Origin of the sequence: Pseudomonas sp. NFX5 (assembly GCF_049132125.1) — a bacterium.
Lineage (GTDB): Bacteria > Pseudomonadota > Gammaproteobacteria > Pseudomonadales > Pseudomonadaceae > Aquipseudomonas > Aquipseudomonas marginalis.
In genome coordinates this window covers 52,163-70,386 of the sequence record NZ_JAFMZG010000044.1, presented here as the reverse complement: position 1 = coordinate 70,386, position 18,224 = coordinate 52,163, and the positions used below count along the sequence as shown (strand labels likewise).

19 protein-coding genes and 2 pseudogenes are annotated in these 18,224 nt (G+C 58.8%); 10 read left to right on the top strand and 11 right to left on the bottom strand.

The genetic code is table 11. The features are described 5' to 3' along the window. The first annotated feature begins 2 nt into the window (after nucleotides 1-2). Nucleotides 3-1,496 carry a methyl-accepting chemotaxis protein gene (locus tag J1N02_RS28285; protein WP_421148078.1) on the top strand — a complete coding sequence of 498 codons (1,494 nt, stop codon included), beginning with the start codon at nucleotides 3-5 and terminating at the stop codon, nucleotides 1,494-1,496. An 82-nt stretch (nucleotides 1,497-1,578) separates the two neighbouring features. Here J1N02_RS28285 and J1N02_RS28280 read toward each other — a convergent pair whose 3' ends face one another. Then, nucleotides 1,579-2,547: an OmpA family protein gene (locus tag J1N02_RS28280; protein WP_074846916.1), complete on the bottom strand. Its 969-nt coding sequence runs from the start codon at nucleotides 2,545-2,547 to the stop codon at nucleotides 1,579-1,581. Between the two features lie 266 nt (nucleotides 2,548-2,813). Between J1N02_RS28280 and J1N02_RS28275 the strand changes: the two genes are divergently transcribed. Both J1N02_RS28275 and J1N02_RS28270 read left to right on the top strand, forming a co-directional pair. Then, the gene (locus J1N02_RS28275) at nucleotides 2,814-3,527 is read left to right on the top strand and encodes a hypothetical protein (protein ID WP_169899615.1); all 714 of its coding nucleotides are present in this window, start codon (nucleotides 2,814-2,816) and stop codon (nucleotides 3,525-3,527) included. Between the two features lie 230 nt (nucleotides 3,528-3,757). Continuing rightward, a complete protein-coding gene (locus J1N02_RS28270) occupies nucleotides 3,758-4,378 on the top strand; it encodes a response regulator transcription factor (RefSeq protein ID WP_027606758.1) in 621 nt (206 codons plus the stop codon). On the opposite strand, the gene J1N02_RS28265 is transcribed toward J1N02_RS28270, so the two are convergent. Together J1N02_RS28265 and J1N02_RS28260 are read right to left on the bottom strand one after the other, a co-directional pair. Further along, nucleotides 4,375-6,021 carry a hybrid sensor histidine kinase/response regulator gene (locus J1N02_RS28265; RefSeq protein ID WP_421148077.1) on the bottom strand — a complete coding sequence of 549 codons (1,647 nt, stop codon included), beginning with the start codon at nucleotides 6,019-6,021 and terminating at the stop codon, nucleotides 4,375-4,377. The two genes, J1N02_RS28270 and J1N02_RS28265, sit on opposite strands and share 4 nt — an antisense overlap. 103 nt (nucleotides 6,022-6,124) lie before the next feature. Next, nucleotides 6,125-6,520, bottom strand: coding sequence for a hypothetical protein (locus J1N02_RS28260; protein ID WP_027608113.1), 396 nt, complete (start codon nucleotides 6,518-6,520; stop codon nucleotides 6,125-6,127). Between the two features lie 459 nt (nucleotides 6,521-6,979). Here J1N02_RS28260 and J1N02_RS28255 point away from each other — a divergent pair, with 459 nt between their 5' ends. Beyond that, complete coding sequence (locus J1N02_RS28255; RefSeq protein WP_027608114.1) at nucleotides 6,980-7,387, top strand: hypothetical protein; 408 nt, start codon at nucleotides 6,980-6,982, stop codon at nucleotides 7,385-7,387. Between the two features lie 21 nt (nucleotides 7,388-7,408). Here the strand turns inward: J1N02_RS28255 and J1N02_RS28250 are convergent, their stop codons facing one another. Continuing rightward, entirely contained in the window at nucleotides 7,409-8,047 is a 639-nt protein-coding gene (locus tag J1N02_RS28250) for a response regulator (RefSeq protein ID WP_027608115.1), read from the bottom strand. Between the two features lie 96 nt (nucleotides 8,048-8,143). On the opposite strand from J1N02_RS28250, the gene J1N02_RS28245 reads away from it, so the two are divergent. Further along, nucleotides 8,144-9,760 carry a hybrid sensor histidine kinase/response regulator gene (locus J1N02_RS28245; protein ID WP_413682500.1) on the top strand — a complete coding sequence of 539 codons (1,617 nt, stop codon included), beginning with the start codon at nucleotides 8,144-8,146 and terminating at the stop codon, nucleotides 9,758-9,760. Between the two features lie 340 nt (nucleotides 9,761-10,100). Beyond that, nucleotides 10,101-10,283 carry a hypothetical protein gene (locus J1N02_RS28240; RefSeq protein WP_081744500.1) on the top strand — a complete coding sequence of 61 codons (183 nt, stop codon included), beginning with the start codon at nucleotides 10,101-10,103 and terminating at the stop codon, nucleotides 10,281-10,283. 43 nt (nucleotides 10,284-10,326) lie between these two features. Here J1N02_RS28240 and J1N02_RS28235 read toward each other — a convergent pair whose 3' ends face one another. Next, nucleotides 10,327-11,070, bottom strand: coding sequence for a class I SAM-dependent DNA methyltransferase (locus tag J1N02_RS28235; RefSeq protein WP_193603329.1), 744 nt, complete (start codon nucleotides 11,068-11,070; stop codon nucleotides 10,327-10,329). 103 nt (nucleotides 11,071-11,173) lie between these two features. Between J1N02_RS28235 and J1N02_RS28230 the strand changes: the two genes are divergently transcribed. After that, on the top strand, nucleotides 11,174-11,530 hold the full coding sequence (locus tag J1N02_RS28230; RefSeq protein WP_092357032.1) for a VOC family protein: 357 nt from the start codon (nucleotides 11,174-11,176) through the stop codon (nucleotides 11,528-11,530). Between the two features lie 58 nt (nucleotides 11,531-11,588). Here the strand turns inward: J1N02_RS28230 and J1N02_RS28225 are convergent, their stop codons facing one another. Together J1N02_RS28225 and J1N02_RS28220 are read right to left on the bottom strand one after the other, a co-directional pair. Further along, complete coding sequence (locus J1N02_RS28225; RefSeq protein WP_092357029.1) at nucleotides 11,589-12,458, bottom strand: AraC family transcriptional regulator; 870 nt, start codon at nucleotides 12,456-12,458, stop codon at nucleotides 11,589-11,591. A gap of 98 nt (nucleotides 12,459-12,556) precedes the next feature. Continuing rightward, nucleotides 12,557-12,844 (bottom strand): annotated as a pseudogene (locus tag J1N02_RS28220) (Rid family hydrolase); the annotation flags it as partial. On the opposite strand from J1N02_RS28220, the pseudogene J1N02_RS28215 reads away from it, so the two are divergent. Next, nucleotides 12,841-13,059, top strand: a pseudogene (locus tag J1N02_RS28215) (LysR substrate-binding domain-containing protein); the annotation flags it as partial. The pseudogenes J1N02_RS28220 and J1N02_RS28215 sit on opposite strands and share 4 nt — an antisense overlap. A 43-nt stretch (nucleotides 13,060-13,102) precedes the next feature. On the opposite strand, the gene J1N02_RS28210 reads toward J1N02_RS28215, so the two are convergent. Next, nucleotides 13,103-13,585 (bottom strand): DUF2867 domain-containing protein, encoded by a 483-nt coding sequence (locus tag J1N02_RS28210; protein WP_421148076.1) that lies wholly within the window; start codon nucleotides 13,583-13,585, stop codon nucleotides 13,103-13,105. Between the two features lie 198 nt (nucleotides 13,586-13,783). Here J1N02_RS28210 and J1N02_RS28205 point away from each other — a divergent pair, with 198 nt between their 5' ends. Together J1N02_RS28205 and J1N02_RS28200 are read left to right on the top strand one after the other, a co-directional pair. Next, nucleotides 13,784-14,422 (top strand): hypothetical protein, encoded by a 639-nt coding sequence (locus J1N02_RS28205; protein ID WP_027608435.1) that lies wholly within the window; start codon nucleotides 13,784-13,786, stop codon nucleotides 14,420-14,422. Between the two features lie 74 nt (nucleotides 14,423-14,496). After that, nucleotides 14,497-15,081, top strand: a complete 585-nt coding sequence (locus tag J1N02_RS28200) for a DUF6630 family protein (protein ID WP_421148075.1) — start codon at nucleotides 14,497-14,499, stop codon at nucleotides 15,079-15,081. Nucleotides 15,082-15,166: 85 nt separating this feature from the next. Here the strand turns inward: J1N02_RS28200 and J1N02_RS28195 are convergent, their stop codons facing one another. Genes J1N02_RS28195 through J1N02_RS28185 form a run of 3 tightly spaced genes read right to left on the bottom strand, consistent with a single transcriptional unit; the run spans nucleotide 15,167 to nucleotide 18,224 of the window. After that, nucleotides 15,167-15,364, bottom strand: coding sequence for a hypothetical protein (locus tag J1N02_RS28195; RefSeq protein WP_027608437.1), 198 nt, complete (start codon nucleotides 15,362-15,364; stop codon nucleotides 15,167-15,169). Further along, the gene (locus J1N02_RS28190) at nucleotides 15,361-17,316 is read right to left on the bottom strand and encodes an FUSC family protein (RefSeq protein WP_146476178.1); all 1,956 of its coding nucleotides are present in this window, start codon (nucleotides 17,314-17,316) and stop codon (nucleotides 15,361-15,363) included. The genes J1N02_RS28195 and J1N02_RS28190 overlap by 4 nt, the downstream gene beginning before the upstream one ends. Next, nucleotides 17,316-18,224, bottom strand: a complete 909-nt coding sequence (locus J1N02_RS28185) for an HlyD family secretion protein (protein WP_027608438.1) — start codon at nucleotides 18,222-18,224, stop codon at nucleotides 17,316-17,318. Before J1N02_RS28185 ends, J1N02_RS28190 begins: the two co-directional genes overlap by 1 nt.

Here is an 18,224-nt window from a genome sequence, read left to right as displayed (position 1 = left end):
GAATGCCCGCACGCGCACGTTTCCTGGAGCACTACCGCAAGGCCGACCGCATCATGCTGGCGTTGATCTGGCTGATGACGCTGTTCTCCGTCGGGCTCGCGTTCTGGCACGACACCCTGACCCAGGCAATTGTCGTGGGAGGAGGCACCAGCACGGTGCTCACCGCGCTCTACCGCGCCATCGGCGGCACGCGGGTGATGCGTTGTGCACTGGGCGCGGGCTTGATGGTCATGGCGGCGCTGCACATCAACCAGGCCCAGGGCGTGATCGAAGCGCACTTCGGGATTTTCGCGCTGCTGGCGGTACTGACGTTCTATCGAGACTGGCTGCCGATCCTGGTGGCCGCCCTGACGATTGCCGTGCACCACGTGGTGTTCCATGCGTTGCAGCATCAAGGCTTCCCGGTGTTCGTGATGGCGCATCACGGCGGTTGGACCATGGTATTTGTCCACGCCTTCTACGTCGTGATGGAAACCATCGCCCTGCTCTACCTCGCGGTAAACAGCCAGGCCGAGGCGGTGGAAAGCGAGGAAATGCTGGAAAAAATGCTCGCCGTCACCACCCAATTCACCGTGGACAGCGCCAAAGGTGAAGGTAAGGTGCACGTCTCTCTTGCCAAGCGCTTCGACCATTTCCTGCAACAAATCACCCACCTCATCGACGGCGTCGCCCGCGACTCCCACGGTCTCGGCCAACTCGGCCAGGAACTGGCCCACGCCAGCGGCACCCTGGAAAAAGGTGCTCGCCACCAACTGGCCGAAATCGCGCAAATGACCGACTCCATGCAGCGCATGGAAGACGCCATGGGCCACATTACGGTGCACGTCGAAGAAGCGGTTGAGCACGCGGGCGTCGCCAGCCAACAAATCCTGCGTGGCCAGGAAAGCGTCGGCCGCGCCCAACACGAAATCACCCAACTGGCCACACGCCTGGAAGGCACCAACCACACCGTGCAAGGCCTGGCGGTCCAGGCCGAACAAATCGGCTCGGTACTGGAAGTCATCAGCAGCATCGCCAACCAGACCAACCTCCTTGCCCTCAACGCCGCCATCGAAGCCGCCCGCGCCGGCGAACAAGGCCGCGGCTTCGCCGTCGTCGCCGACGAAGTGCGCAGCCTGGCGCAACGCACCGCCGTTTCCACCCAGGAAATCAAAACCATCATCGAGGGCCTGCAGCAAGGCAGCCGCCAGGCCGTGGAAGCCATGCACGACAGCCGCCAGGGCGTGGAACGGTGTGTGGAGGACAGTCAGCTGGCAGTGGAAATGCTGCGAGCGGTGGGCAATGACATTACCCAGATCGATGCGCTGAATGGGCGGATTGTCTCCACCACACGCGAACAGACCTCGGCGAATCAGGAGATTGTCGGGCGCTTGCAATCGGTGCAGAGCATTGCTCAAAACACCGCTGACGACGTGGAGATGCTGGCCAGGAGCAGCGAGCAGCTGCCGCCGATTGCGGTGCGGTTGGATGCGTTGGGGCGGCGGTTTCATCAGTGATAGTTTGGGGCTCGCCATCGGCCGGAAGCCATCACGGGTCTCGTCTTGACGGCCCGGGCCGCCCCTGGTCCTGAGCGTTCGCTTAGTCTTGCTTGACCAGCTCGACCCTGCGGTTTTCAGCTTTGCCTGCCTCGGTGGCGTTGTCGGCCACCGGGTCAGCCTCGCCAAACCCGGCCGCAGATAACCTCGCCGCGTCGATGCCCTTGGCGGTGATGGCGGCCTCGACGGCCTTGGCGCGGCCGTATGACAGTGTCTTGTTGTGCGCGGGGTCACCGGTGTGATCGGTGTAGCCGTTAATGGCCAGTTTCAACGATGTATTTTGCTTGAGTAACAACAACACTTGCTCGATCTGTGGCTGTGAACCCGGAAGGATGCGGGTCTGGTCAGTCGCAAAGTTGATGTGCAATGCCACCTTGCCGGTTTTATCTATCTGCGCTTTCAGTTCACTGGCCGGCAACAGGCTGGCCGTTATTTGCAGCGGTTTGGTTTCGGCAATCAGCAGGCCGCCGCCGAACGCGTAGCTGCACAAATGAATCCAGATATCGCGGTCGGCGCGATGGATAACAAACACCTGCGCGGCGTTATTCCAAATGTCCCCCAGGCCACTGTTGTATTTGAGCGCGAAGTCCCGCGGCCATTCTTTGATCTTCTGGCCGGGGTCTTCCGGAATCCTGCCATCGAAGATCTTGCTGCCGCCCAACGAGGACACGACGGACTCGAGGTTGCGCTGCAATTCCAGGTCGGAGAACGCCTTGCCCTGCGCGGCGTCGATATGGGCTGACCAGACCTTGCCTTCTACTACTGCCAGGCGATCACCGGTCCAGAAGGGTACCTGATCAAAGTCGGAGACATCGGGCGCGGTGGCGATGACATATCCGTCGGGAAGGGCGATGTAGGGAAAGGCGCCCAACGGCACGTTCGACACCTCAAGACTCGCGGCATCGAATACCTTGTTGTCTGCTCCGCTCTCGAATGACGAGGCTTGAATGCTCAGCCCCAGGGTGACGATTAAAACCAGGGTAGTCGCTGCTGTTTTTTTCACTAACGTCATGTTATTCCCGCAAATCCTTAGCACCCAGGGTGATGGTCGAGCGGATAAAGGGTGCTGCTGTAGTTGGCTGCTTATAAAACCGGGGCTATCGAGATAACTCAATAGCACAGCTGCCCTATTGCATCGCGCTTTGGCGCTGGATCACAGTTGTTCGCGCTCTAATAGGTCTTTTCTACGCTATTCGACGCTGCCGATCGTATTGAACAGGGATGCTTTTTTTGAAACCTATAACCACCAGAAAAATTGAAATGAACGCTGCGCTGGCGATGGCCTTGATCTCGCTGTTAACCACCAGCGCTACCTGGACCGAGGCAGCCGTTGGTGCAACGGCCTCCTCGGCACCGTGTACCAATGAAGCGGATTTCCAGGCCGGCACCGTTGTGGAGTCTGAAAGTCGCGACAACACCTCTGCAGTAACCAATCGTAGTAAAACCGAAACGCTGGGCCATGAAGACTTCGCCGGGGCCAACCCGGTGGCGTCATTACACACCACGTTCATAAGCAATTCGCCGGTGTATTTAACGACCACCTTTGCGCAAATCAAGGACGGCCAGTTGATTCGCTATGGTGATCGGCACGGTGCCGGGCCTTCGTTGACCACGACCCTTTACACCCCTCCTCCCACCACGCCGCTGGATTTACAACCCGGGCAGACAGTCGACGTCAGTTACAAGAACCAGGTCGTCAGCGGCGGCACCACGCTTGAGTTTGAGGTATCAGAAAAGCTGACCTACCACGGCCGCGAGACGATCAAAACAGCACTCGGGACATTCGAGACCTGTCGCTTCACCAATGAAATTTCCACTGGATCAACGTCCGGTCAACAACCGACCCAGAAGGTCGTGGTGCAGAATTGGTTTGCTGCCGAAGGGCCCTACCGTGGGCAATCAATCAGGTCGACCAGTCTCTCCGGAACGAATGGTGGACAGGAGCGGCTCGTTGAAGTGGTCAAGATGCGATATGAGACGCGAGCCAACTAGGTAGCTTTATGCCCAGGCGCTGAGAAGGAGGATAGCACTGCCCTTCCTGGCAACGGGTTCAAGCACGCTGTTTGTGCCGCAGTTGCATCGAGCAAAATGCACTTAATTGCTTAATGGCCTTTAGCAACTAGTACAGGTGTACTAGTTCAGCTGTTCTATATCATAAGTTGTATGAGTCGGACATGATCAAAGCGTGTTTTCATTGATCTGGACGGGTTGTGCTTGCTGATATGAGTTGCCGAATTGTGGTGGCGGACGAACATCCACTTTATCGAGAGGGCATGACAGGATTACTGGAGTGCTTAATACCTGGAGCAAAAATAAAACAGGCAGGAAACCTGGAGGAAGTCTGGGCTCTCCTGAATCGCTGGCAACCTGTCGCCATGCTGTTTATCGAAGTATATTTGCCAGGGCTTTGCTCCTTGAAAGAGCTTGCAAAACTGTGCGAGGAAAGAGGCACTACTGCAGTCGTTGTTGTTTCGACAGTCGATGACAGCGTGGTCATTACGCGAGTGATGGAGGCCGGCGCCAATGGTTTTATTGGCAAGAACATTTCAGCCGAAGAGGTACGTAACGCCATCAACGATATTCGGAACGGCCAAGTAGTGGTCAAATACGAACCGGCCGAATCGCCATCATTTGAGAGTGATCACGCGATGGGCAAACTGACGTCGCGGCAGCGGGAAGTCTGGCATTTGATCGCACAAGGTAAAACCAACAAGGAAATTGCCGCTGAACTGGAAATCTCTCCCTATACCGTGCGTATTCACGTGTCTTCGCTGATACGTGCCTTGAACGTACCCAATAGAGCAGTAGCCGCCGCGCGTTTCGCGGGGCGCTACACCTGCTAGTCCCTTGATGGATCTACGGGTAACTCACACTTCATTGACTTGACCTGTTCAAGCAATACGTTACGCAGTTCCGGCGGTCGCACGGGTTTGGCCAGTACCGAGATATTGAATGCGTGCAGTGATTGACGGATGCGCTCGATTTCGTGCCCGGTGATGACCAATGCCGGTATCTCTTGACCCCGGAACTCGCGTATTGCCGCGATACATTCGGCCCCCGAGACCTTTGTGCCCAGGTCGAAGTCGGCAATGATGATGTCGCAATCGCTGGCCAGGGTATCCGCATCACTGTGGGTCTCGACGACGCAGCCCCATTTCTCCAGCAGGGCCTTGGTGGCCAGCAACACATTGGCGTCGTCTTCAATCAGGCATATCCGTAGTCCGTTCAGGCGCTCATGGGTGCTTTTCATCCGAGGCGCGACGACCTTGGGGGCGGCGTGTTTCAACCCGCTGATTGCCACCTGGGTGCCGCGCCCGGGCGTGGAGCGAATATCTACATCGACATTGAGCAACTGGCTGATGCGCTTGACGATGGACAAGCCCAACCCCAGGCCCTCGACATCCTTGTCGCGTGCGTGGCGCACCCGGTAAAACTCTTTGAATACGTCCGGCAGATGTTCGGCGGCGATACCGCAGCCCTTATCGTAAACCACCACGGCCAAGCCCTTTGCCTGGCGTCTGACACCGATCAGCACGGGCTCTCCCGATGCGTACTTGATCGCATTGGACACCAGGTTCTGCACCATGGTGGTCAACAGCCCCGCATTGACATTCACCCAGTGCTCGCAAGGGCGCAGGCGCAGTTCAATCCCGGCCCAGCGCGCGGCCTCGGTGTTCTGTTTGACGACCTCCTGCAGCAGTGCGCCCAGGTTCACCGGTTCCGCTCGCGGCTCCAGCTTACCGTTGTCGAGGGTGTAGATATCCAGGATCGAACGGAACAGCTGAGAGACGGTGTGCAGCGAGCGGTCGATGTTGTCCACCAGGCGCAGTTCTTCGCCGCTCAGATTCGCGTCACGCAGGCACGCGGTGAACAGGCCGATGGAGTGGATGGGCTGGCGCAGGTCGTGGCTGGCCTGGGCGAGAAAGCGTGATTTCTCCTGATTGGCGGCGATTGCCTCTTCCGATGCGATACGCGTGCGCTTGAGCAGAATGTGCGCATAGGCCGGCACGACGATGGTGGTCACGATCAGCATCAGGAACATGTAGGGCTGTGCGCGCCAGAAGGGGTTGAACAAGAAAATAACGATAAGGGTGGACAACGCGATCACGGTTGCCAGGGCCAGATAGTGTGAGCCGAAACGCATGCCATTACCCAGGGTTACCCAGAGCAGCGCGGCATAGATAGGCAATGCACCTTCGCCTCCCAGCACCATGGCGAAAGCGATACCGGTGTAGTCATGAAGCATGGAGAGCAAGCGCCGCCAAAAAAAGTGTCCTGGCCAGCGCTTGATCGCCATGCGCAGGAATATCGACACCACGATGAATGTGGAGATATACACGATGATGGGCGTGTAGGCTGCGGTATCGCTGGGGCGCAGCCCGCTCAGTACGATGATGTACAGCAGCGCACAGGCGCTGACGGTCAGGCGTAACGTGGCCTGATTGAGTTCGCTGTTCTTTTCCACGCGTTCAACCTCATGGACCATGGGGGATGCATCGCTGGATGCCGCCCCCTTGAGAACAATAAGGCGTAGGTTGGCGTGTTAAGGCATCAAACGACACAGCGTGTCGTATCAGAAGTGGAACGTGTCAGTAAAGCCTGTAGTAATCCACCACGTCATCCACGAAGTAGATTATCAACCTCGTTCCCTTGGTCTGGCTTTGAGCTTTTTTCGTGCCCGTCACACTGCCGACATCATTGGCGACACCCTGAGCCTTGGACACTTGCGACGAGGCGTCGTACATCTTCAGGCTTGTCTCGGTCGAGACATATTTGTGGGCCAGGGTCATGTACTTTTCCAGGCCCTCCTGGTTTTTATCATAGGTCCAGTTGGACCCATTGCTTCTGCTCGTTGAATCAAGTTCCTCTTCGGCTGGAGCGCCGAACAGTTGCGTCACCTGAGTCTTGGTAGTTTTTCCCGGGATGATGGTTTTCTTCAGGTAAGCAACATCGTACTTTTGTGCTCCCGGATTTAAGGAATTCATCAAATCCCCAGTGTTAGCACAGCCTCCCAGGCCTGCGGTCAGTATGCACAGCGTGAATCCGATTCTAAGTAGTTTTCCATATTTCAAGCACATAGACTTACCTTGAGTTGTGATTAATACCATTCCATTTCGACCGGATGCACGGTGAAGTTGACACAACGTAGTGCAACTAATCGAGCCTTTGGATTCACAGGCGGGCAAACACACTGGAACACTTAAACGCTGAAGTTAAAGTGCATTCCGGTGTGCGCTCGGGCTCAAAGCCTTTAAGACTTTTTCGAGCGTGTACAGCTTATGAGGGCGCGTGAGCTGACGCCATAGTACAAGTGTGCTATAGGCGACCAACAGGGACTTGTCTAGCATAGCCAGATGGACATTAATGGCTTGAATTAATGTAATGAATTGCTCGCCAGTTGATGTAATGCCCGATTATTGAAGCCGCATGAATGGAGTCGAAATATGAAATCATGGATCACCGTCTTATCCATTCTGATGCTGTCCGGGTGTGCGGGTTCTCCCTTGAGTAATCTGGTCATGAACCAGCGTTATCAAACGACATCGGACATTACTGCTTCATGGGTAGGTGCATCCGAAGATGAGTTGGTGACGTCATGGGGGGCGCCGAAAAACAGCCATGGCCTCAGTGATGGCAACTCGAAAATCATCGGCTACGACTACGTATGGCTTACAAACGGCAGCCATTCGATGGAATGGGGTTATGTGCCTGATTACGCCCGTTGCGAACAGCGGTTCATGATTGAAAAGGGCGTGGTGACCCGCTGGTATTCATCTGGCGACTGTCCAAAAAGGCCTAAAGGCGCCAAGTTGATCCCCGGTAACACCCCCGTGCCCCAACCCACGCTCTAATGGTCACTGCACCGTCTTGATTCACGTATCGAGCTTGCCCGGCCACCCACTGGCACCGGGAAAGTTACTGAATTGAGCCGCCGCCGCCGCACGGGTGGGCACACCCAGGGATTTAAGCAGAGTGGAAACATGGATGCGTACGGTGAACGGGGAGATCCCCAGTTGCTTGGCTATTTCCTTATTGGTCTTGCCCGCTGCAACCAGGCCGAGCACTTGCCGTTGGCGGGCCGTGAGTGAGGCAAGGCTTGGGTCCAGCAGGGGATTTTCGGGGTTGTACTTCACCACGACTTCCCCTTCCCGAATCGCCAGGATGGCTTCTGCAATGCCTGCCGGATCAACGTTTTTGCCGATAAAGCCATCAGCGCCTTGGGCGATGACCTGGGAAATAATGTCCAGGTCATCGACCATCGACACCACAATGATCGAGGTGCGCTTGAACTCGTTGCGCAACTGGCCTATGACCTGCATAGACGTGATACCGGGAAAGCGCAGGTCCAGAATCAACGAATCAACTTCTGCGCCCGCACGCGCCAGCGCCAGTACTTCATCCAGATTGCCCGCCTGCTCTATCATCGCTGTCGGCATAAGCCGTTCTATGGTTCTCAGCATACCTTCGCGAAACAGAGGATGGTCATCTGCCACTATTATTCTGTGCGTCATGTCAAGGTCCATCTCACCTCAGGTCCGGCGCATCGTAACGCAAACTGTAACGCCAGGTTTCAACTTTTAAGCGACTTCTTGCCCTGGAGAATCGCAATGAACATGACGGAAAAGAACAGTGAACTGGACCAGGCCACATTGCGGTTGACGGTCAGCACCTGTGCTTCGCTGTACATCTTTGTGGTGGCCCTCCTTCCTTCAAGTGACTTCGCCACCTATGTACCGATCATGTGGTACATGGCGTTTTTCATCAGCGTCGCAGTCCCCCTGCGCATGGCGATCAAGCGCTGGCCAGGGCACTTTTTCTGGCGCCGATTATTCGCCATGGCCCATGACTATACCGGCATCGCTTTCGCCATGATCGTGGGTGGAGAAGGCGCGTTGCCGGTTTATGCCGCGTTGCTCTGGGTCACATTGGGCAATGGCATGCGCTTTGGCTCGCGCTACTTGACCGCCGCGACACTCATCGCGCTGAGCATGCTGGTCATGATCTTCATGCTTACCCCCTTCTGGCGCGCGCAGCCCTACATGTTCCTGATGCTGATCGTGACTACCATCGTAGTACCGGCCTATGCGCACATTCTGCTCAAGCGCACGCGTATCGCATCGGAAGAGGCAATCGCCGCCAATCAGGAGAAATCACGCTTTCTCGCCCAGGCCAGCCACGACCTGCGCCAGCCCATCCACTCCATCGGCCTGTTCACCGCGTGCCTGCGGGACGCGAATTTGGGCGGCGAAGAACTGCGCCTGGTAGACAACATCGACCGCTCGCTGCATACCGTCTCTCAACTGTTCCGTTCGATCCTGGATATCTACACCCTCGACAACGGAAAGCTGGAGCCGCAAGCGGAACCGGTGAACCTGGGCGCGCTGCTGCGGGACGTCGTCAAACAGAACACCGAGGCCGCGCGCTGGGCCGGGGTTCAACTGCGCCTGCGCCCTTGCGAGCACTGGGTGAATGTCAACGCGGGACTGTTGACCACCATGGTGCAGAACCTGGTGTCAAATACGCTCAAATACGCGTCCGGCCAACCGGTCTTGATCGGTGTGCGTCCCAGAGGCAAGGGCTTGGCCATTGTCATCTACGACAAGGGACGCGGCATCGCCGCTGAACATCTGCCGGACGTATTCAAGGAGTTTTACCGGGTGCGACACGCACGCGACAAGGATGTCGAGGGCCTGGGGTTGGGCTTGTCCATCGTCAAGCGCATCAGCCAGTTGCTCAATCTGGATATCCAGTTGGACTCCCGGCTCGGCCAAGGCACCCGCGCCACTATCCAACGCCTGGAAAGCGTCGCGCCGGGCACCGAGACACAACGGCCAGCGGCCACGCAAAGCCGTCTGCAGGGTCTGCGGGTCTGCCTGGTGGAAGACGATTCCAACGTACTGATGGCGACCTCGGCCTTGCTGGAAAAATGGGGATGCGAGGTAGAAAGTCATAGCGATGGACTGAACGTGACCACGGAATGCGACATCATCATTGCCGACTTCGACCTGGGCCCTAGGATTTCAGGTTCCGAGTGTATCGCTGCGATTCGCGAACAGCGTGGTTGGGAAGTACCGGCCATGATCATGACCGGCCATGAAATCGAGCGTATCCGCAGCACATTGATCCACATGAATATCTCCATCCTGTCCAAGCCCGTGCGTCCGCCTGAATTGCGAACGACCCTGCTCGAACTGACCAAGCATTTCGCCAGGGAAATGGGTTAGCTGGGGGATGTCCATGCCCGGACATATCCGGGTGCGACGGTGTGTGGAATGCACGCCTATCATTAGCGCGGCTTGCCATTCGCCTGTCGGTTTGCGGCGAGGTAATAGGTCACTTGTCGTATTGATGTCGCTGGCGCCCCGTTATCCAATGCGCCTGGGGAACGTGCTGCGCTGAATCAACGTTGTTTCAGCGCAGGCCGATCCTCCGCTGCCTTGATTCAGATACCGTTCAATTAAGCGTAAGGAGTGTCCCAGCCGAAAGACGGGCGGTTGGTTTTGACAACCGCGCCACCTTGACCGACTCGGGCCACACAGCGATCAAGTGATAGAGGGAGTTTTTATGAAAGACAATATGAAGAAAGTACGTTCGACCATCGCATTAGCATTGGCTCTCTCAGCAGGCCTTGCGTTCAGCGGTACGGCCAGCGCCTTTACTTTTGAACATGGATGGAGTTGCCAGAATAAGTGGTACCAAATGGGACTTATTGAACTGATTGCTTGCGGAGGTGGAGGCGACGGTTGATCTGCCTGGGTCTTTTTCAGGCATATGAAGGAGCGGCAGTTCATTAACGCTTCACACACACAAACAACGCATTCCCGGTCACGCCCGCCCAGGGCGTGATCCGCTCATAGTCATGCTCGAACACCTGCACCTCAAAGTACGGCTGTAACAGCCCCTGCAACTCCGTGAAACTCAGCGCCACCATGGTGTGCTCATCCTGCCAGGCCTGGGTCACACCCGCCGTGGTCTTCTCGATACTCAGGCGCAGCGCCTGCTGCTCCCCTTCTCCGCGGTAATGCCAGCCGGAGCCAAAGGTGAAATGACTGCCTTCAAACTCCACGCTATGGCGTACCAGCAAGCGGTTGTCGATATGCAGTTTGTCCACCGCGTTGAAGCAGAACACGCCGTTGTCGGCGAGTGCGTGGTGCACGCTGGCGAGGCAGGCGCGCAGTTGGGCCAGCCCGGGGTTGTAGTGGGTCGAGTACAGGAAGCAGGTGATCAGGTCTTGCGGTTCGTCCACCTGGAAGCCGGCCATGTCCTGGCGGCTGAACCGTGCCTCGGGGCAACGCAGTTGGGCGAGGTCCAGCATCGGTTGGCTGATGTCCAGGCCGGTGCTGCGGTAGCCGAAGTCGAGGAAGTGGCGCACATGGGGCCCGGTGCCGCAGGCAAGGTCCAGATGGCGGCGCCCGTCATTGCCGAACAACTGGTGCAGGCGGCGCACGCTGTGGCTCTGCGCGCGGTAGTCGATGTCGGCGCACATCAGGTCGTAGTAGATGGACAGGTCGGTGTACAGCGCGTTGGAGGACATAAGTGGCCAGAGGGTTCGGCGGGAATTTCGCGCCGGCATGGTAACCCAGTCCTGGGTGTAAACCGCTACACTCGCCCCTCAACCATCCGCCAAGGAGGCAACCATGAGCGTTCGCGGTCAAGACCGACAGATCGACAATATCGAGTTCAACGTGGGCGACATCGCCCGCAGCAAAGCCTTCTACGGCGCGGTGTTCGGCTGGGCATTCGTCGACTACGGCCCCACCTACACCGAGTTCAGCGATGGCAGGCTGACCGGCGGGTTCACGACCGCAGAGCCCGTTCGACCGGGTGGCCCGCTGGTGATCCTGTACGCGGATGATCTTGAAGGCACGCAGCAGCGGCTCAAATCCGCAGGCGCCGTGATCAGCCGCGAGACCTTTTCGTTCCCCGGTGGCAGCAGGTTTCACTTCATTGACCCGGATGGTTATGAACTGGCGGTGTGGACCGCTCAGCCGTAGCTGGCCGCAACACCTGGCGTGGAAGCGCAGTCGCGCTCCCACAGGCTGGCGAGCGCCGCTATTGCAACGGCACATAAATATCGGTCTGCCATTGATCCTGCGGTGTCTCGGGGAAAATGCTCAGGTATTCGAAAAACAACGGCTGGTCCCGAAGCTCCTCGCCGCTGCCAGGCAGCCAGTCGCGGTAGATCGGATAGATCGACTCTGCGATGTGATCCGGCGAACCCACATGACGCACCACCACACAGCGCCCGCCGGGGATGACGCGTTCAGTGACGCCGAACTCATTCGCGGCCAGCGCCTGGTGAATCTCGCCGCAAATGGCAAACCGGAACTCATCGGCCGGGGTCGTATCAGGATTGTCGAAGGGAATACCGAAGCTGCGACTTGAAGCCACCGGCGACTGCCCGCTGTGCATGCGCCACGCAATGAATGTCTGCACGCTTTCATTCACGCGCCCTGGGGCGCCGCGGTGCTCGAATGCGGCCACCTTGACCGCAGGAAACTCCACAATTCGTACCTGCATGATGATGCTCCTGGAAAAGTAAGGGACGCTGAATACCCCGCGCCAGAGCTGCCAATCCGGTCGTTTCCGGAATGCGCTCGGCGCCATGCCGAACGCTCGCCTGAACGCCCTGGCAAAGGCTTCAGGACTTTCGAAGCCGGCCCCCAGCGCCGCCTCCAGCACCGAATAATCAGCGCGGGAAGACAAGTCATGTGCCGCGCGGCGCAGGCGCATCAGTTGCACATAGCGCGCAACCGGCATGCCCACGAACGCGGTGAATTGCCGATGGAAGTGAAACACCGAAAAATGCGCCACCTCGCTCAGCGCCTTCACCGACAAGTCACCTTCAAGATTCGCGTCGATATAAGCGAGCACGGCGTCGAAGCGCTGTGTGTAGGCGGCGTTGCCTGGCAAGTCAGACACGGGTTGCAAGCTCCGGGATAGGCGTTGGACGATAGGATCAACTATACCGACAGCCTGCGCCTAGCCGTGCTTGCTGAGGTGGATGTGCCAGCACGGATTCACAAAGCAAGCCTGGCAATCACCTTGATCTCGAACTGGTACCCATACAGCCACGTAACCCCCACGCCAGTCAGCGTCGGGTGCGGCGCTTCGCCCCAGAACTCCGGCACCACCTTCCAGATCGTCTCGAACCTGGATTCGGGATCGACGATAAACACCGTCACATCGATCACATCGTCAAAGGTGCAGCCGGCAGCCCCCAGGATCGCATTCAGGTTGTTGAACGCCAGACGGACCTGATCCTCCAGATCGGGCTCGGGCGAGCCGTCTGCATGGCTGCCGACTTGGCGTGCTGTGGTTGCCCAGCTACATGTCGAAAGCCTTCGAGGACCGGGGCGAGTTAGTGCCCTTGTTCAAGGACTGGCACCTTGATCCGATGCCGCTTTACGTGGCCTTTCCGCCGAACCGGCATATCAGCCTGAAGCTGCGCGTGTTTATCGAATGGGTGGCTGAGTTGCTGGCCGTGCATGCGCCTGTCAGTGGGCGACAGGATGGGTGCTGATGGACGCGTGTAGGGTTCGCTGATCGACCTGAACAACCAACCTCTACTGCCTTTCAAGGCTTCTCTTCAGTCGGCGCAGATGACTACTGACGATCACTTTATGGGCGAGCCCTACCGGTAACATGTAGATGCGTCCATAGAGGTTATGCGTGACGACCGATGATGTGATGGTGAGCACACGATCTGTTATCGAAAGGCAGATCATGACATCCAGATGCCTGTCACGCTCGGTAAGAACCAGGATATCGGAGGCGCTGTGCTCCACCAGAAAGAAATCCAGGTGTTCGCCTGCGTGTACCGTTTTTCGCGCAACGCCGGAGAACCCGCCGATTCGCCTCACACCGAATAACGAAGAAATTGCGTCCCTTATTCGGAAAGCCAGCCGCATGGCCAGTCCCGGCTCAGCCGTTGTGATGTTCCACGCGTCAAGCATGGTGATTTCAACGGGGAGCTGAACCGACCTAATGTGGTAGTAATCGAGCTCCGACAGTGCACGCAACGTGTGGGCTGGTGATGTGATAGGCAATTTTCATCCCGTCCAGTGGGCCAATTTTCATTCCCGATAACATCCGAGGCTGAGTGTTATGCGGCTATGTTACGTCAATGTACAGCCGCCATGAACGTCCCCTCCCTGTCCCTTCCCCTGTGTATCGCAAGTGGGCGAACATATCCCCGCCATAGTATGGTTGCGGCCCCCAACCCTCACAGGATATGAAGGTTACCCATGCGTTTACTGTTTCCCCTGGCCGTCAGCTTGACGCTGATCGGCTGCGCCACCACCAAGACCGACGTTCGCAACGAAGCACACATCAGCCGATATGACCCGACCACTACCGCGCGTGTCCGCCTGATCACCGGTGACACCACCCACGCCGGCTTTATCAGTGGCCAGACCTGCGAGATGTTCTACAACGAGTCCCTGCTGACCAAAACCCCCGAAGAAGCCGGATGGCAAACAGCCCATGTCGACTCGGCGGGGCTCTACCCTTTCCGGGCGACAGACCGCCAGAACAGCGTGATTGGCATGCCTGCCAGCAAGGCGAGCAAAGCCATCAATCAATCGCCCAAGGTGTTTGACGAACATGTCATCCCGGCCGGTAAACCGTTTATTGCAGGGTTCGCCATGGGGGGATCGCAACTCTCCTGCTTTCCCGCGCCCGTCACGCTTATCCCCGAGCCCGGTAAAGACTATGAAATGGAACTTCAAATGATGAAAATCAGCACGTTCAAGGCCGGCTGCGTGATTGCCGTCCGCCAGCTCTCCACCCAGGCCGACACCACCGTAGAAACGCCGCTGAGACCGCAGGTGTGTGCCAAAACACCGTCGGGCTGGTACACCGTGACCCCAGCGCCCTTGCCTTGATCGCCCCTGGGCAGTTGTTGAACGGCAGTTGCATTTGACTCAATGGTTTTCCTCACACTCATACAGGGACAGACATGGGCATTTTGGATCGATTGTTTGGTGGACGCTTTACCATGCCTCCTCCCGAGGAAACCAACCTCAGCGCTTCAGCGATCATGAAAGAGCTGCGGCCCGAGCGCAGCGACCCCTCCCAGAAAAAAGCCCTCGAAGCCTTTGCCCAGGCGCTGGTGGCCACCACGGCGGAAAAAGAAGGCGCCAGACTTGTCCGCCGCGTTATGCGCAGATACGCGATGGGAGATGCCCCCTGCAGTGCCCTCACCGAAGGTTTCCTGAATGACGCCAAGGGGCAAAAACTCGAACACCTTGTACTCCTCAGCGTGGATTGGAGGGGCTATGACGTGTTTGAGTATCTAGCGCCCTTTCTGGTAAGCGCCAGTGGCTTGAAGACGCCCTACGCCTATGTACGGGAAAACGCTACCTCCATGCCACAGGTTCTCGATAACTTTGATCAGTGGCTCGCCCGGTTCGGTAAACGGTTTCTTCACCTGGATTCCGGAGGTGAAAATTACGACGGTTTCATTGTTGACACGGATCGACTCGAAGACGTTATCGAGCTGGCTGGACGAGCGGGAATCCACGTGCGTCTTGAGAGCTTCTGACTCTGCGGCGGGGTGAGGGGCTTCTGCAGAACCTGTTCAATCAAGCCCTCGCCCGATGAATGTCCCTGCCCCGGCCGCTATCCGATCAGGTTTTCCCTTTCCCGATCATTGCGGCCTTGGACCTCGAGCCCTGATCCCCCCTCGGGCGTTCAGCCCGCTGTTTTTGCTCCTGCTTGAATTGCTGCTGCCAGCGCGCCAGCGCCTCAGCCCCGTCCGATGCCTGCACGGCCCATGGCGTCGACGCGATCATGCCGAAAAGCGTCCAGATAAGGAGTTGCTTCATTTCATCTCACCTTGGTTGTTTGAACTGGAATGGATGCGGATATCCGCGTTGGTAATGCTTGAATAGGTGTCGAGCAGCCCGGCTAAATCCTGGTAGCCAGCCGCCAGAGCGTGAGCCCCCAGCCGGGTCAATGATCTCGACGTCCGACGTGCCTGAGCCGCGCTGATCGCGGGAGTGGAGGCATACCGTGAAATACGCCGCTCGCCCCTTTGCGCACATTTGGCGATTGCTGAGTCAGGTTCCAGCTCCCGTGTCTGGCGTTGCAAAGTCAGCAGCCGGCGGCTCAATTGAAGGGACACAGAGCCGGCGCCGCCCGCCGGTTGGTGACCAGCGCCCAAGAGTGCCTGCAAGGCAACCAATCGGTGCTGTTGCCGGGCCTGCCACTTGAGCAGGTCCATGCGGCGCCCGTGCCGGAGTAAGCGCCGGGTGTCCCTGTGCAGCGCCTGGGTCAGGACGTGTACATGGCGGGCGGATTGCCCCGGCAGTAGCTGGAAGGCCAGCAGGCAGATGGCAAGCGCTACCAGCCAGGCGAGCGCTTGATTGGCGAAGTCCGTGAAGTCGTACTGGGCCGTGCCGCCGGTGCCGACGAGGGTGTTGAACGCGATCAGGTAGGCAATGCCCTGCAAGGCGTGGCGCGGCCGGGTGGTGGCATGAATGCCGACGGTCCAGAAGGCGATCAGCACGACGCTGAGCAACGCGAACCCGCTGATGTGCGGCAACACCAGGAACTTGCACGCCGCTGCCGTTACGATGCCGTACAGCGTTCCCTCGAAGAAACGGCCGATGCCTTGAGCGGGCGCCGGGCTGGTGGCCAGCAAGGTGCAGCACGGGCCCAACACTGCCAGCAAGGTTGGCCCCTGGTCCCAGGCGCTCAGGTACCAGACCGCAGCGGTTGCAAGCGTGGCCGCCAGGGCGCGTAGACCGTTGCGCAGCGCGTCGCCGTAATGGCGGTGGAACCCCACGGCGCGGGCCGGCGTCCGGGGCGCGCGCTCAAGGCAGGCAAAGCTCAGCAAGGCGCTGGACAGGTCTGCCAATTGTTCACTCAAGCACTGCTGGCTTTGACGGTTTTCATGGGCCTGGGCGAGGCAGTGCTGCATCTCCCGGACATGCTCGGCTGCCGCGGAAAAACCCGGCTTTGCGTCGGCCAGCTGTTGCAGTTGCGCGCCCATTCGAACGAGGGAAGGCAAGCCACCGTGGTTGAGCGGTGACTCGTCCAGGATCACCCCGTGCACATACGCAAGCCCTGCCTGCAGGGTCGCGAGCCTGGAACGGATCAGGCGGGACTCACCTCGGCCGATCCCGAGAAGCTCGTCCACCTTACTCACCTCGATGGCGAGTTGGCCCTGCGCACTAGCCAGTTGCGCGCCCTGCTCCCCCTCAATTCGCAAGGCCAGCAATTCCAAGGTACGGGCGGCGATGTCCTCAAGCGTCTTGTTCAGTTTGGACTCGACGGTCTTGCGGCTGAACAACGTCGCCACCAGACTCAGGCTCAACACCCCGAGGACCACGGCCGTGCCCCGCGCCACGATATGCTCGAAACCTTGCTGCGGGGCGACAATGGCCGGGCCCAGGGCAAGGCAAACCGTATAGCCTGCGACCACTGCCGCCGTGGCCTGGTAGTGCCGAAGCACGGTCATGGCACCGACACAAAGGCCGAGCCACACCCCGATCCCGAGGATGAACAGCAGCATTTTTTGCGCGAACAGGCCGGTCAGGACCAGGGCGGCGAGCAACCCCACCAGGGTTCCCAGAACGCGATTGAAGCCCTTGCCGACCACCGCGCCCTGCAGCGGATGGATCAGCAGCAACACGGTCGAAGCCGCCGAGAACGGCGCCTCCAGGTGCAATTGGAAGCCCAGCCACAGGGCCAATGTCGCCGCCGCAAGACTGCGCAGCACATACCCCGAGGTCTCGGGCGACCATGCCCCGAGCATTCGCAGTGCACCGGCCATCACATGAAATCCTGCAGCCACTGGGTAAGCCGCCAATGGGGGGCGGCCCCCGCCTCGGCGACCTCGATACTCGCGGTCATCCCCGCCGCCAGCTCCACGCCCGGTGGCACCTTGTCCAGCTCAATCCGAACCGGCACACGCTGGGCCAGGCGTATCCAGCTGAACGTAGGAGCCACCTGGGGCAAGCCGCTGTTACTGCGCAGCTCGTTGCCGTCGGCAATGCCTCTGCCGAGGCTCGCCACATGCCCTTCAAGCAGCGGTGCAAAGCCCATGAGCTTGATGGACGCCGCGGCCCCCACGCGAACACCCGGCAGCTTGGTCTCCTCGAAGTAAGCGGTGACCCAGAAGCTATGGCTGTCGACCACAAAGATATTGGTATCGCCCGCCGCCGCGTAGTCACCCGGCTGCAGCCGCAGCTGGGTCACATACCCGTCGACCGGTGAACGAACCGTCGTACGCTGCAGATCCAGCTGCGCGTGGGCCAACTGGCTCTGGGCCGCGTCCACCCGCGCCCTGGCCACCGCCAGGTCCCGGGCCGCATTGTCGGTCTCCTCCCGCGCAATGGCATCGCCGAGTTGCTGGCGACGGCTGAGCTGTGAGCGGCGCTGTTCGAACACACTGCGCGCCTCGGCAAGCTCGGCCGTTCGCTGTTGCCGGGCCAGCAGATAGGCGCTGCGGTCGATCTGATACAACAACGCGCCCTTGGCGACCCACTGGTTGTCCTCGATCAGCAGTTGTTCAACCTGGCCGGACACTTCGGGGGCAATGCGGATGACTTGCGCACTGACCCGCCCGTCCCGTGTCCAGGGGGCCAACTCATAGGCGCGCCACAACTGCGTACACAGCAGCAGTGCGGTCAAGCCGAGCACCAGGGTGACGAGGGTCTTGAGCAGGTGTTTGATCGTCAT

Excerpts from the sequence above, each read along its gene's own strand:
- J1N02_RS28265 (WP_421148077.1), bottom strand. The coding sequence starts at position 6,021 with ATGGTCCATGAGGTTGAACGCGTGGAAAAGAACAGCGAACTCAATCAG.
- J1N02_RS28280 (WP_074846916.1), bottom strand. The coding sequence starts at position 2,547 with ATGACGTTAGTGAAAAAAACAGCAGCGACTACCCTGGTTTTAATCGTC.
- J1N02_RS28260 (WP_027608113.1), bottom strand. The coding sequence starts at position 6,520 with ATGAATTCCTTAAATCCGGGAGCACAAAAGTACGATGTTGCTTACCTG.
- J1N02_RS28255 (WP_027608114.1), top strand. The coding sequence starts at position 6,980 with ATGAAATCATGGATCACCGTCTTATCCATTCTGATGCTGTCCGGGTGT.
- J1N02_RS28245 (WP_413682500.1), top strand. The coding sequence starts at position 8,144 with ATGAACATGACGGAAAAGAACAGTGAACTGGACCAGGCCACATTGCGG.
- J1N02_RS28275 (WP_169899615.1), top strand. The coding sequence starts at position 2,814 with ATGGCCTTGATCTCGCTGTTAACCACCAGCGCTACCTGGACCGAGGCA.
- J1N02_RS28200 (WP_421148075.1), top strand. The coding sequence starts at position 14,497 with ATGGGCATTTTGGATCGATTGTTTGGTGGACGCTTTACCATGCCTCCT.
- J1N02_RS28285 (WP_421148078.1), top strand. The coding sequence starts at position 3 with ATGCCCGCACGCGCACGTTTCCTGGAGCACTACCGCAAGGCCGACCGC.
- J1N02_RS28190 (WP_146476178.1), bottom strand. The coding sequence starts at position 17,316 with ATGGCCGGTGCACTGCGAATGCTCGGGGCATGGTCGCCCGAGACCTCG.
- J1N02_RS28235 (WP_193603329.1), bottom strand. The coding sequence starts at position 11,070 with ATGTCCTCCAACGCGCTGTACACCGACCTGTCCATCTACTACGACCTG.
- J1N02_RS28205 (WP_027608435.1), top strand. The coding sequence starts at position 13,784 with ATGCGTTTACTGTTTCCCCTGGCCGTCAGCTTGACGCTGATCGGCTGC.
- J1N02_RS28185 (WP_027608438.1), bottom strand. The coding sequence starts at position 18,224 with ATGACGATCAAACACCTGCTCAAGACCCTCGTCACCCTGGTGCTCGGC.
- J1N02_RS28230 (WP_092357032.1), top strand. The coding sequence starts at position 11,174 with ATGAGCGTTCGCGGTCAAGACCGACAGATCGACAATATCGAGTTCAAC.
- J1N02_RS28270 (WP_027606758.1), top strand. The coding sequence starts at position 3,758 with ATGAGTTGCCGAATTGTGGTGGCGGACGAACATCCACTTTATCGAGAG.
- J1N02_RS28250 (WP_027608115.1), bottom strand. The coding sequence starts at position 8,047 with ATGACGCACAGAATAATAGTGGCAGATGACCATCCTCTGTTTCGCGAA.
- J1N02_RS28240 (WP_081744500.1), top strand. The coding sequence starts at position 10,101 with ATGAAAGACAATATGAAGAAAGTACGTTCGACCATCGCATTAGCATTG.
- J1N02_RS28195 (WP_027608437.1), bottom strand. The coding sequence starts at position 15,364 with ATGAAGCAACTCCTTATCTGGACGCTTTTCGGCATGATCGCGTCGACG.